The 12,530-nt window shown below is 44.6% G+C and carries 16 protein-coding genes; 13 read left to right on the top strand and 3 right to left on the bottom strand.

What is annotated here, in order from left to right:
- Positions 1–6: 6 nt before the first annotated feature.
- Positions 7–1,098 (bottom strand): LuxR C-terminal-related transcriptional regulator, encoded by a 1,092-nt coding sequence (locus NLX73_RS13885; protein ID WP_254326452.1) that lies wholly within the window; start codon positions 1,096–1,098, stop codon positions 7–9.
- 172 nt (positions 1,099–1,270) lie between these two features.
- On the opposite strand from NLX73_RS13885, the gene NLX73_RS13880 reads away from it, so the two are divergent.
- From NLX73_RS13880 to NLX73_RS13830, 11 genes are all read left to right on the top strand, one after another.
- Positions 1,271–2,038, top strand: a complete 768-nt coding sequence (locus NLX73_RS13880) for a class I SAM-dependent methyltransferase (protein WP_254326451.1) — start codon at positions 1,271–1,273, stop codon at positions 2,036–2,038.
- On the top strand, positions 2,025–3,110 hold the full coding sequence (locus tag NLX73_RS13875) for a saccharopine dehydrogenase family protein (protein ID WP_254326450.1): 1,086 nt from the start codon (positions 2,025–2,027) through the stop codon (positions 3,108–3,110). Before NLX73_RS13880 ends, NLX73_RS13875 begins: the two co-directional genes overlap by 14 nt.
- Positions 3,111–3,411: 301 nt before the next feature.
- Positions 3,412–3,969, top strand: a complete 558-nt coding sequence (locus NLX73_RS13870; protein WP_254326449.1) for an SMI1/KNR4 family protein — start codon at positions 3,412–3,414, stop codon at positions 3,967–3,969.
- A 46-nt stretch (positions 3,970–4,015) separates the two neighbouring features.
- A complete protein-coding gene (locus NLX73_RS13865) occupies positions 4,016–4,186 on the top strand; it encodes a hypothetical protein (protein ID WP_172828305.1) in 171 nt (56 codons plus the stop codon).
- A 33-nt stretch (positions 4,187–4,219) separates the two neighbouring features.
- Positions 4,220–4,933 (top strand): HAD family hydrolase, encoded by a 714-nt coding sequence (locus NLX73_RS13860; protein ID WP_069291454.1) that lies wholly within the window; start codon positions 4,220–4,222, stop codon positions 4,931–4,933.
- A complete protein-coding gene (locus NLX73_RS13855; RefSeq protein WP_254326448.1) occupies positions 4,930–5,517 on the top strand; it encodes a GNAT family N-acetyltransferase in 588 nt (195 codons plus the stop codon). Before NLX73_RS13860 ends, NLX73_RS13855 begins: the two co-directional genes overlap by 4 nt.
- Positions 5,518–5,740: 223 nt before the next feature.
- Positions 5,741–6,223 (top strand): ribosomal maturation YjgA family protein, encoded by a 483-nt coding sequence (locus NLX73_RS13850; RefSeq protein ID WP_254326447.1) that lies wholly within the window; start codon positions 5,741–5,743, stop codon positions 6,221–6,223.
- A gap of 60 nt (positions 6,224–6,283) precedes the next feature.
- The gene (locus NLX73_RS13845; protein ID WP_254326650.1) at positions 6,284–7,495 is read left to right on the top strand and encodes a rhamnogalacturonan acetylesterase; all 1,212 of its coding nucleotides are present in this window, start codon (positions 6,284–6,286) and stop codon (positions 7,493–7,495) included.
- A gap of 115 nt (positions 7,496–7,610) precedes the next feature.
- Positions 7,611–8,555 carry a class I SAM-dependent methyltransferase gene (locus NLX73_RS13840; protein ID WP_254326446.1) on the top strand — a complete coding sequence of 315 codons (945 nt, stop codon included), beginning with the start codon at positions 7,611–7,613 and terminating at the stop codon, positions 8,553–8,555.
- 309 nt (positions 8,556–8,864) lie between these two features.
- Entirely contained in the window at positions 8,865–9,422 is a 558-nt protein-coding gene (locus NLX73_RS13835; RefSeq protein WP_250261988.1) for a hypothetical protein, read from the top strand.
- Between the two features lie 29 nt (positions 9,423–9,451).
- The gene (locus tag NLX73_RS13830) at positions 9,452–10,012 is read left to right on the top strand and encodes a GNAT family N-acetyltransferase (protein ID WP_250261987.1); all 561 of its coding nucleotides are present in this window, start codon (positions 9,452–9,454) and stop codon (positions 10,010–10,012) included.
- Between the two features lie 2 nt (positions 10,013–10,014).
- On the opposite strand, the gene NLX73_RS13825 is transcribed toward NLX73_RS13830, so the two are convergent.
- Both NLX73_RS13825 and NLX73_RS13820 read right to left on the bottom strand, forming a co-directional pair.
- Entirely contained in the window at positions 10,015–10,356 is a 342-nt protein-coding gene (locus tag NLX73_RS13825) for a GIY-YIG nuclease family protein (protein ID WP_254326445.1), read from the bottom strand.
- Between the two features lie 33 nt (positions 10,357–10,389).
- Positions 10,390–11,148 carry a DUF2087 domain-containing protein gene (locus tag NLX73_RS13820; RefSeq protein WP_254326444.1) on the bottom strand — a complete coding sequence of 253 codons (759 nt, stop codon included), beginning with the start codon at positions 11,146–11,148 and terminating at the stop codon, positions 10,390–10,392.
- Between the two features lie 208 nt (positions 11,149–11,356).
- On the opposite strand from NLX73_RS13820, the gene NLX73_RS13815 reads away from it, so the two are divergent.
- Both NLX73_RS13815 and NLX73_RS13810 read left to right on the top strand, forming a co-directional pair.
- A complete protein-coding gene (locus tag NLX73_RS13815) occupies positions 11,357–11,845 on the top strand; it encodes a HEAT repeat domain-containing protein (protein ID WP_254326443.1) in 489 nt (162 codons plus the stop codon).
- Between the two features lie 27 nt (positions 11,846–11,872).
- Positions 11,873–12,520 carry a YfjL-like protein gene (locus NLX73_RS13810; RefSeq protein WP_254326442.1) on the top strand — a complete coding sequence of 216 codons (648 nt, stop codon included), beginning with the start codon at positions 11,873–11,875 and terminating at the stop codon, positions 12,518–12,520.
- The last annotated feature ends 10 nt before the right edge of the window (positions 12,521–12,530 follow it).

The following is a 12,530-nucleotide window of genomic DNA, read 5'->3' as shown; positions in this document are numbered from 1 at the left end:
CATAGGTTAGTTGAATCTGGAATATACCTTCCATACGAGCTCACGACGGCTGCTTACATCTGTTTTCAAGAAAATCGCTTTCAGATGATCCTGCACCGTGTAGGCAGTAATATGAAGTGCGCTGGCCAGCTCCTTGGTCGAAAAGCCTTTAACAATGAGCTGGACAATTTGTCTCTCTCGTTCGGACCATGAGTACACCTCGGTCATAAGCGGCAGCATGTCAGTTGCTTTAGCAGCCTCAAACCATACGGCTAGCTGTTTCTGGCCCGTATGCTCCTGTCCGCCTTGCAAAAGGGTGGCCCTGATGGTTACCCATGGGGTTCCTGCGTCTGCGGAAGGGATACATAGTCGGGCTGGTGCAGTGGCAGTGGATAGCGCTCGCAAGCATAACGCCCGGACAGGAGCCGGAAGGCTGTCTTCAAGGATTCCCTCCTGCTGCCGAAGCAGCTGTAGCCACTGCTCTGCTACTGTATTGGATGAGATCGGTTCTAGCTTATCAGAAAGTATGAGAACTCCTGGTTCAAGTTCATTTTCCGTAATCATGGCAGGGGCTGGAGATAGACCGACACTGGCCTGACGCAGATGGTAGGCAATGGATGGCGCTAACGCTTCAAGCAGTTGTTGCTCTTCCTCGCTGAATACAGGTTTTCCATGATGACGGAACAACGTAAGAAATCCCCAACAGCTCCCTTTGTACATAAACGGAACACGTAGCTCGTCCCCGAATCCGGCGGGTTGCAAAACATCTCTATATCGTGTGCTCCGATCTGGTTGGCCTTGTGTAGACCCATGTAGCGTCGCTACAGACTGTCCTTCTCGCACCAACTGATCATATTTCATCATATCGTCGTGCAGATATTCGTATTCTAGCAGTTTGTTATGAATGTCCTCCACACCCGATTCTGTAAATGCCCCCGTGGAAAGCAGCGTACGCGGATCTACTGAGGTACAGCACGCCGCATCGAAAGCAACCTGAGTACGCAAGCGGTCAATTAGGGTGTGCTTGTACGTTAGGGATGAGGGGGCTTTTTTCCCCAGATCCATGATCTGCTGTCGAGCGTCCTTAAGCTGTGCAAATTGCGTGTAATGTGCGTTCATCATTTACTCCTATCGTGAAAGCTGGAGATTCACAAACACGATTATTCAATCCCACATTTATGGGATGGTGGATATTCGTATTGTCTTTATAATTGAGAATGATTCTTAATTAAATCTACAATAAACGAATGGTCTGAGAAGATCAAGGCTAAATGTTTGGAGGAAAGCACATATGAAACATACCCCTATTGGAAATACGGACTCAAATCAACCTATGAGCTGGAATCATCCGAATGTGCATAAGTACGCGGATACGATTGCTTTAAAAATACCTGGATATGCTCATTTGTACGAGATGACAGACTGTTTGATAGCCGCACAACTTGAGGCACAAGCTCATATTCGAAATATAGATCCAAATGTGCTAATTGTCGGAGCTGGAGGCGGCCAGGAATTGATTACGCTCGGAGAGCGCCATGAAGCATGGTCCTTTATGGCAGTTGATCCCTCCGAGCACATGCTGGATTTGGCACGTAAGCGTGTGACACATGCGGGCATCAGTTCAACAATATCGTTTGTTGCAGGTACGTTGGAAGAGTCATCCAGAGGACCGATCTATGACGCTGCAACCTGCCTGCTGGTGCTTCATTTTCTTCAGAGCTTGGAAAGTAAACAGGCATTGCTACGCCAGATATCCGCTCGACTCAAGCCGGGTGCACCTTTTTGTCTAGCTTCTATTAATGGGAATTCGCAGGATCCTTCTTTTTCCATCCAAATGCAGGCGTGGAAGGATCATATGCTGAGTCAGGGCATTTCACTGGAGGATTGGGAACGATTCGCTGCTTCCATCGGTCGTGAGTCAAACCCGGTGTCCAATGCGGCAATACAGGAACTGTTGATAGATGCAGGCTTTACCCACATCACCCGGTATTATGGCGCTTTTTTAGTAAATGCATGGTTTGCGGTTAAAGAGGGAGAGACGACTTATGACAAAGGATAACATCATCATCATTGGCGGGTATGGCCATGTTGGAAAAATTATATGCACGGAGTTAAGTGAAATGTTTCCCGGCAAGGTATTTGCCGCAGGTCGTAGTCTGGAGCGGGCCACTGAATTTAGTAGACAATCGAAAGGTAAGATACGGCCCTTGCAGCTTAATATTCATGAGCCGATGGACCCGTCGATATTAGAGCAAGCTAAATTGGTTATCATGTGTCTGGATCAGGACAATACGGCCTTGGTACGTGCCTGTCTTCAACATGGGGTGCATTACATGGATATTACAGCGAATGCGGCCTTTTTGAGTCAAGTGGAGCAGTGTCATCAAGAGGCCCGAGCTTATCAGGCCACAGCCCTGTTAAGTGTAGGATTAGCTCCGGGGCTGACCAATTTGTTAGCACTGCAAGCGACACAGCTCATGGATCAGACAGATGAGTTGAACATATCTTTGATGCTAGGCTTGGGAGATCAACACGGTCAGGCTGCCATTGAGTGGACAGTAGATCAGATTCATGCCGATTTGGAGGTTATAGAACAGGGACGCCCTGTGACTCGAAAAAGCTTTACCGACGGCATAGTGGCAGACTTTGGTGCAGGAGTGGGGCGTCATCGGGCGTATCGATTTCCTTTTTCGGATCAGCAGACACTTCCTCGTACGCTCAAAGTTCCTACGGTTAGCACACGCCTTTGCTTCGATTCGCGCTTGACCACCCGGCTTCTGGCAGGGCTTCGAACGATAGGAGTATCAAGTCTACTCCGACAGCAAACCGTGCGTGATGCGGTGGTTCGCAGCTTTGGCAAGATACATCTAGGAGGGAACGTTGTAGCGGTCAAGGTAGATGCCCGAGGAACGCTCAATGGCAAGGAGACGAAGGTAGAATGTCGGCTGAGGGGGCACCATCAATCTGATTTAACCGCTAAGGCAGCCGTCTTTGCAGCGCTCGCCCTGTACCGTTCTGAGCTTCCATATGGTGTATTTCACATGGAGCAGGTTTTTTCGTGGAATCGCATGCAGGCTTGGTTGGGGCAGCAAGTATCCGCAGATATTCAGGTGAACGGACAGCATGTATAGAAGTTATATATTTTAATAAAGGACTCTCATATAATCCAAGCTTATTCAGCAATGAATTGCGGATAAGTCTTGGATTTCTTTTCCTATTGAATTACACTAGAATGAAGTACATATTTTTGGAAAAGACCTAAAGGGATGATATGAAATGTGGAACCCCTATGAAAATAGCAGACAGCATACGCAGGAACGAGGGGATATTTTATGGAAGGCCCGCGCCGTGTTGGTGAAGTTGAAGTTACAAGCCTGGTAGGCCTCTTGACCAATCCGGTCAACTAGCTAGCTGCTGAGGAGTCGATAAGAGATGGATATTGCTTATATCATAGATTTATTACGTAAACACGATGTGACCTTAGCTCCAGGCTTATCCATGCAAGAGGTTACCGATGTCGAAGGCAGGTATGATATTCACTTCCCGCCCGATTTGAGGGAGCTTCTGATGAGTGTTCTTCCCATTGGTAAAAGCTTTATCCCCTGGAGAGATACGTCACCACAGCGGATGGGTGTAATTCGGCAAAGGTTGAATTGGCCGCTGGAAGGTATGATTTTTGATGTGAAGCAACATATATTCTGGCCTCCCGAATGGGGCGAAAAACCGACAGATTCGGCGGAAGCCGTTGATATATGTAAACGTGAGATTTTACGTGTGCCCAAGCTAATCCCGATCAACGGACATCGATATATCCCAGAGCAGCCATCTGAAGAAGGAAATCCGGTATTTTCAGTGTATCAAACGGATATTATCGTGTATGGGGAATGTTTGCAGGAGTATTTCAAGCTGGAGTTTGGGGAGAAGCCTTATGAACAAATTGATTTTAATGCCGTAAAAAAGGTGCGTTTTTGGAGCAACTTTTGTGAGTGAGTGTCAGGAAGATGAATAAGTCGAAACGAAGGAAGGGGAGCATGATGTGAAGATGGAACAGGATTTGGAAGAAATCAAAGAAAGGTTGACCCAGATCGAGACCAAACTGGAACAAAAGTCGACCTCCAAGAGAATCTTGAAGTACATGATCATCATTTTCTTGTCTATTTTTTTTCTTTTATTTCTAATAGGAATTATTCAATTTGTTTCAACCTAATTGGTGCAAGAGGATGAAGGAAGGGAGCTATTTATGTCCATAGAAGCGATTATTTTTGATCTGGATAATACTCTTATTCATCGCAAACAGGCGTTTGCGGCATATACAGAGCGCTTTATAGAACGATTTATTGTGGCAGAAGAACCTGCGATCCGCGCGGCTGTCGTTGAACAGATACGTTTGGCGGATCAGGACGGATATCGGGATAAGAGGGAACTGTATACCGAGCTGCATGCAGACTTGGAACTGAAAAATCCCGATACGTCAGTACAAGAGATGTTGGGCTTTTGGTATGGTGAATTTCATAAGTTTACGGTGTTGATGGACGGGGCCAAGGAAGTGCTGTCCGAACTGCGGTCGCGTGGCTTGAAGCTTGGTATTATTACCAACGGCTCACTCCGTACGCAGCAAGCGAAAATCGACCGAGTTATGCTGAGGGATTATGTGGATTCTATTATCGTATCGGGCGGCGTCAACATCCAGAAGCCTAATCCTCGAATTTTCGAGTTGGCTCTGAATGAGCTGGGCATTGTCGATCCCGGCCATGCCTGCTATGTAGGCGATCACCCGACAAATGATATTCGTGGTGCACAAAGTGCAGGATTGCATACCATCTGGCTGGAAGGCTTTATGACGTGGCAGGAAACGGGCATTGTACCGGACTATCAGATTGGGAGTTTGCGTGAAATCACAGGTTGGCTGGATCGTCGCAGTTATTCAACGAATAAGGAGGAGGGTGCGTCATGAGTATGGAGCAGCAACCGAATCCCATTCTCTTATCGTTCCCTGACCAATTCCAGACGGAACGATTGACCATACGCGCTCCGCAATGGGGGGATGGGGCGGCAGTCAATGAGGCACTACGAGAGAGTGCGAATGAACTGCGGCCTTGGCTTCCGTTTGCAAGAAATCTTCCTACGGCAGAGGAATCTGAAATCCGTTCGCGCCAAGCCAGACTTAAATTTCTGGATCGGTCTGATATGATGTTGTATATATTTGATACGATTTCGGGAGAATTTGTAGCCAGCAGCGGTCTGCATCGTATTGATTGGGATGCACGAAGATTTGAAATTGGGTATTGGCTCAGAACATCATGGACCGGAAAAGGCATTATCACAGAGGCCGTGCACGGTATTACGAATTTTGCCATACAGCATTTGAATGCCAATCGGGTGGAGATTCGTTGTGATTCCAGAAACACGCGCAGCGCCAAGGTAGCGGAACGTGCAGGTTTTACACTGGAGGGGATTTTAAGAAACGTCGAGTATGATGAAGAGGGAAGCATGGCACACCAAATGGTTTTTGCCAAGGTGCGTGGTATTGAATTTTAGTATCCTCACATGAACAGTTTGGAAGTTGCTGATACGTTTGTACGATATTACGGAGGCTCATTATGATTAATTATATTATGAAAAATACAGACAAGTTAGTGTGCATACAATATGTCATCAGCAAAAGGTTCAGCAATCTTGCAAGCGCTAACCAAAAGAGGATGCTTTACGAATTTCCAGCAGCTTGGCGAAGATGTCCCAGCATTAGGACAGGTGATTTAGCATGAGGAGCGTTCGTAAGAGCATCATCAGGAAGGCCAATCGGGAAATAAAGGCGAAATTCCGCTGGAAGGCCCGCGCTGCGTACCTAATTGCTATGCTGGTCACGATTTTGTTGGGTTTGGGAAGCCGGGTTTTCTCCTCCCAGTTGCCTGAATTCGTTGCTAATCACTTTGGGGATGCTTTGTGGGCGTGCATGATTTATTTTGGGCTGAGAATGTTGTGGGTGAATCGTCAATTGTCTGTAGCCCTGTGGGGCAGCTTGCTGTTTTGCTTCGCCATTGAGTTCAGCCAGATGTACCAGGCTCCCTGGATTAACCACATTCGGGCAACGACGCTGGGCGGCTTGGTGCTTGGGAAAGGGTTTCTGACTGCGGATCTGATCAGGTACACGGTTGGCATTGTGGTATCCTGGGCGCTGGATCAAGGCTGTCAAAAGCTGGCGGGGAGCAATACACGTAGAGACAATGACAAACCACTCAAATAACCTGAAAAGCGAGGGTTGCGCTTGAAACAAAAGGGAAAGCGGCACAGGTTGTTCGGTAAGATGATTGGATTATGCGCAGGGTTCAGCTTGTTGTTTGCAACTATACTTATCCCAGGGCAGGCACTGGCCGAAAGACAGCTTGCTGCGCCTCTTCGATTCGACTTTGGCCCTGGGAACGTAGCTGACGGCTACACCCAAGTCACTGCCAAGGATGTTTACACGCCTGAGCGAGGCTATGGATTTACCGATCTTTCCAAGGTGGATGAAGAGGATCGTGGTGGAAGTGATGCTATACGCTCAGATTTTGTTCGTGTTCAAGGATCATCATTTGTTGTCAATTTACCACCTGCGGATTACACGCTTTCCCTTATTGCCGGAGATACTGCCGGAAACACAGACATTACGGTTAAAGCCGAGTCCATTGTCAAGGTAGAACCTACTACCAAAACAGCAGGACAATTTGTCGAGGCTGGATTTGAACTTGCACTCATCGACGGTCAGCTCGAATTGTATTTCTCAGGTAATGAAGCGAAGATTAACGCTTTGGTTATTACTCCAAAGGATGCTCGAACGGCTGGAGAACGCCCTTCGGTATATCTTGCGGGAGATTCTACGGTTCAAACCTATAAATCCGCGATGAAGCCTCAAGCGGGCTGGGGGCAAATGATTGCTCCGTTCTTCACAGATGAGCCTATTTTTGTGAACCGTTCTATTGGTGGACGAAGCACGAAAACCTTTCTGGTACAAGGGCGGTTAGATGATATTTTACGCAATATCCGTCCAGGAGATTATCTGCTCATTCAGTTTGGACATAATGATGCCGCGATCAACAACCAAGAGCGTTATGTTTCACCCGCGGATTACAAAGTTTACTTAAAAACCTACATCCAAGGAGCCATCCAACGTGGTGCAACACCTGTGCTAATTACTCCTGTTGCCCGCCGGGATTATGATGCGGCAAGTGCCTCGTTTCGGATTAGTTTCCCGGAATATGTGCAGGCCATGAAGGAAACAGCATCGGAGACAAATGTTGCACTGGTCGATCTTAGCCGCTTGAGTGTAGCGTACTATGATACACTTGGCCTCGAAGGAACACTCCCGTTATTTTTACATGTGGAGCCAGGGGTGTATCCTGCATTTCCTGATGGAGTGAAGGATGATACACATTTTCAGGAATACGGTGCGGAGCAAATAGCTCGGCTGGTAGCTCAGGGAATACGTAAGCTGAATATTCCTTTATCCTCTTATGTACAGGCGGAAGATTCGCAATAAAACATTATTTCCATAGTCATGGTATACTTAGAAAATAAGCTGGCCCTACCCAAAGATAGCATTACTTAGGCTTGGGTAGGGCTTTAATGTTCTGGATCTTAAGGAGGAAGCGAGAATGACAGTCGCCCAACTTCATAATCTTATTAACGGTCAACTCCTGTACAATCAGCATCGGAGTTTATTTTATATGCGCGAGGGTTCTGTTCTGTTAGGACCTTCAACAGAAATGACGTACTGGCTGACGCAGAGAAGCTCGGAGCTGGTCCTCATGCTTGAAAGCTTGAAGCGCCAGCATACGTATAACGCTTTTGTGACGGATGTAGCGGCTAAAATACTGTCCCAGTTTGTAAATACCAATCAGTATCTACATTTTCACACAGATCATGCGAGGGAGCTTACGGAGCTGTATGATCGACTCTTCACTCGGATTGAAAAGCTGTTTCAGAAGAAATCTATAGATAGAGCAATCCTGGACTTGCTGCTTCAGCAGCATTACGGGCATTTGAGAGATTTTTTAACTCGTACCAACGGATGTGAAATGTTTGCTAAGTATGCAGAGTGTGAGTATACCTTTTGGATACCTTGTGAGGAATATACGCCGGAGTTGCAAGCCAATCTACTAGGATTGGACATTGCTCGTTTGCAAGAGCCTGTTCTAGATGTTGGTTGCGGATCTGAGGCACGGTTAATTACTTATTTACGTGCCTGTGGAATTGAGGCTTACGGAACAGATCGGTTGGCTGAAACAGAAGGTTGTGTCACTCGAGGAGATTGGTTAGAGACCACCTTTGGAGAAAGTGCATGGGGGACGATCATTTCACATATGGCATTCTCCAATCATTTTATACATCATCATCTGAAGGCAGATGGTAATATTCATGAGTACGCTCGCAAATATATGGAATTGCTTAGAGCCATTCGGCCAGGAGGGAGTTTTATTTACAGTCCGTGCCTTCCGTTTATGGAAGAGCTTTTGGATGCCCGAATGGATTATCAAGTAGAGTATATCCAGTCATCTGAAGGTTACCGGGCCACGAAAATAACGCGTGTACATTCATAAGCGCGAGTAGTAGTCCATTCATTTGTCAGATTCATTCTTGGAATGGTAGTATAAGGATAGATATTACTCTATTTGGGATTCTGTTAATGATAAAGATTCTCATGAAGCTAATTAGACACCATTAGAGGATGATTATTAGCTGTATGGCTGCACAGAATAATAATAATTAGCTTACGGATAACGGAATTTTCAGGAAAGATTAAATCATATTTTCCTAAAAGCCGATATATGGGAATGAGGCGAGAACATACTGTTATTATACCCGCCCGAAAATGGAAGTATATAATTTGGGTTAGGAGAGTAGAAGAAGTGTCAGATCTGTATACGAAAAAAGAAGTAGAAGATTATGTAACGAACGTGGTTTTCGAACGACCTTTAGGTGTAAGCATTTCAGCCATTTTATTGATCTTTAATGGGGCACTTCTGTTGGTGACCCAGCTATTGACGCTTAATGCATTAAATGAGGCTTCTACGTTAGTAGGCATTTGTAGGGGCATGTTTCAAGGATTTATCGCGTTACTCGGTTTGGCAGGGACGACTGCCGGTGTCGGTATGTTATTTGGTAAGAAGTGGGCTTGGTGGCTGGCAGTATTTTATTTTACATATGAGACCATGCGTTATACGTGTGCAATTCTGTTTATTCCGGATGTCCCTCCAACGTTGGGCGGTGTACAGCTAAACCCTGCTCTATACTACGTAAAATATGGTATGCGTATTATTTGGAATTTGTTGTTTACGTTGTTCATGTGTCGTAGTAAAGTCACAGGTTTTTTTCAAACAAGTGGAATCCACAAGTGGAGAGCATGTATTGTATTATTCTTCATAAATGGAGTGATGGTTGGGATTGGCTGGTGGCTGATAAGATAGGTTCTTCGATGTAAAGGAGGAGATGGATAATGTCAATGGAAACGTTTCCGATTTTAGAAACCGATAGGCTTCGTTTAAGACAGCTTACAGTAGGGGATGCGGCGGATGTGTTCGGCTATTTTTCCAAGGATGAGGTCACACAATATTATGACTTGGAAAGCTTTACAGAGGTAGAGCAAGCCGAAAAATTTATTCGTTCGATGCTAACCAGATATGAGAAGCAAGAGGGCTTTCGTTGGGGGATTACGTTAAAAGAAGCTCCTAAGCGGATCGTGGGTACAATTGGATTCCATAACTGGCACAAGGAGCACTCCCGTATTGAAATTGGGTATGAGCTGGCACCGGAATATTGGCGGCAAGGTCTGATGACAGAAGCGATGAAGGTGGTCGTGAATTATGGCTTTCAATTGCCGCAGGTTCACCGTATAGAAGCCTTCATTGATCCAGATAACGAAGGCTCCAGACGGCTACTGCTCAAAAGTGGCTTTACTAAAGAAGGTCACCTAAGAGACTATTTTTATGAAAAAGGTCAATTTGTCGACGCTGTTATTTTTGGCTACCTTCGGAAGGAGTTTTCCGTGGATCGGTAAGTTTACAAATATCCCTTGTCTCCGTATGGCTGGAGTCGATCAAGCCAGGTCTGCTCCAGCTTTGTCAGTGCATCTTTGACATCAAAGAACGTTGAGTCCTTTTTCTTCAAAACGTCCAGCACTTCAAATTCAAACGAATCTTCGCCATACTCATTCCATTCCTGTTGCAGTTGTTTATTCCTAAATCCACCCATGTTCAGCTCAAAACGCCGTCCATTCAGCGACTTTAAATTCGGCGTGGAAGAGACGAAAATTTTCCCATTACGTGTATTTCGAATGCAATAGATTCCTGCCTCTGTCTTCATCTCCATGTACTGCTGCACCAATTCTTTTCTTCGATTCATTGTCGAATCCTCCTATTGTATAAACGTTGAGCTTCAAGATTCCTTCAACCAATATTCACTGCCATCCGGCTTACGATCCAATAGATTGTATTCAATCATATATCTTCGCACCGTGACATAATCGTCATATACTTCCTGTAAAATCGCATTGATATCTTTCTCATGATATATTTGTCCATTTACAAAACGGCCCGCAATTTCACGCAGCACAATCAGCTTGTGCTTTTCTTGCATTTTAAAGGTCTTTAGGCGTCCGTCTGTCCCATTCGGAAAATACTTCGTGAGTACCTTTTGCCGCTCGTTTTCCGTAATGTTGTAGCGTTCGTCCACCATCCGTGCTTGTACTGGTACTTCTACAATGGCAGGAGCGTGCCGATCTTTCTCCTTTAACAGCTCCATTAATGTGAGAAAAACCTTGGCCTGTCGTTCTTTTTCTTTGAGACCAAAGCGATGATTACGTATGGTGGATGCGCTACCGATTCCGGTTTCCTTTTGAATATCCGCATCGCCCATGCCTTGATAAAATAACTGAAGCAACCGATTCTGATGATCCGTCAGTCCAGTCAGCTTTTTGTCCAGACCGATCAAATAGTCAAACACCGATCCGTACGTCCGCTCAATATGAAGTCGCATGTACCTCTCCGCGTCATAAAATACCCCTTGATCCTGGTATATGATGCCTTGCTCAAATCGCTGTCCGTCCAGCAGGCAAATTACCTGCTCTTCTTGGCGAATATATCCTCGCTTCAGTTCTTCGATTCCAGCATTCCAGAACAGTTCGGAATGATCCATTTTAGTAAACACCTCAATTAAATGATGATTATTTTATAGACAATATAACATTTTGTTTACTTTAAATCAATGAGTGGATATTTATTTAGGGTCTCAACAATGTTCGCTATATACAAAAGAGACATCGGATTGTTATCATATGTAAATTATTGAATTGCATTAAGGCTGGATAGTTGCTATATATTGTAATAAGGTGGGTTGGTAAACTATGAACAAAATGCGATTAGAAGAAGTCATAGAAAGTGGAGATTTAAAGGAAGCGGTAAGGATTATAGAGGAGATAGGTGAAAAGCTGGACCATACATTCACTCCAATATTATTGAGATATTTGGCAACGACAGATAGTGTATTGCTAAGAAATGTAATCGCCATTACGTTAGCTGATCTAGGAGACCGTGAAGCGGTGTTGCCTCTTATCGACTTGTTAAGAAATCCAAAGACCAAGGGGAATAGAGGAACACTGTTATATGCTTTAGAATTTTTTGACGTATCTACTCATGTTGTGGCGCTGGTAGATTTACTGGATGATACCTTTGAAGCGAGTAGACAATCTTATCAACTGATAAGTACCGTACAAGATAAAATTACTAAGGCGCAAAAGGACATGTGTAGACAAAAGATAAGAAGAAAGCTAGCCGATTATAAAAACAAATATAAGCGTGACTTCTTGCTGGAATCTTTAGAGCTTTTTACATGAATCTTTTATTAGAGAGGTTTGGTTGGAGTGGTAAAAAAAACTGTTTTATTCGTGATCATCATTGTAATTGCATATATAGTTGTATCCATTACAACAGGAAGTCCGATAGAAAGAGTCCAATTTCGGAGCAATGTTACTGACTACCTACATAAAACGTACACTATGAACTGGAAAATTGATTCAATAGATTATGATTTTAAGAATGATAAATTTATAGCAAATGTGATCTCTGACTCAGGGATTTCTTTTTTGGTGGAAGAAGACTATTATAGGCAAATGATGGATAACTATGCCTCTTCTGTGTGGAGGGATGAGCTAAAGACGGCAGTGACCCAAAAAGTAAAGCAAGTTACAGGATCAGATGCAGAAGTCATCGTAAATGTATCTAGTATGGGGCAGGATGCTTTAACCTACCATGACGAGGTTCCAAGCTATTCTATGGTTAGTCAAAAACTCTCCTCAGAAGCTTCAATTTGTATTAAAGGTAACTTTTCGGCCACTCACTATCTGCAAGAGATGTTGGAAATAAAGCAGTGGATTGTTGAAAAGAAGTATGATGCTTCGTTAACGTTTAAGTCCGAAAAGGAAAAAATTTATTTTGCAATACCTGCAGAAGATCTAAAAAAGATAAAAAGTGTAGAGGATCTCAATCCTTATCGGCTTCAAAATAATTGATTAATTCTAC

This window comes from Paenibacillus sp. CH40 (genome assembly GCF_024213605.1).
GTDB lineage: Bacteria > Bacillota > Bacilli > Paenibacillales > Paenibacillaceae > Paenibacillus > Paenibacillus polymyxa_B.
The sequence above is the reverse complement of the archived record's forward strand: the minus strand, read 5'-3'. Positions and strand labels throughout refer to the sequence as shown.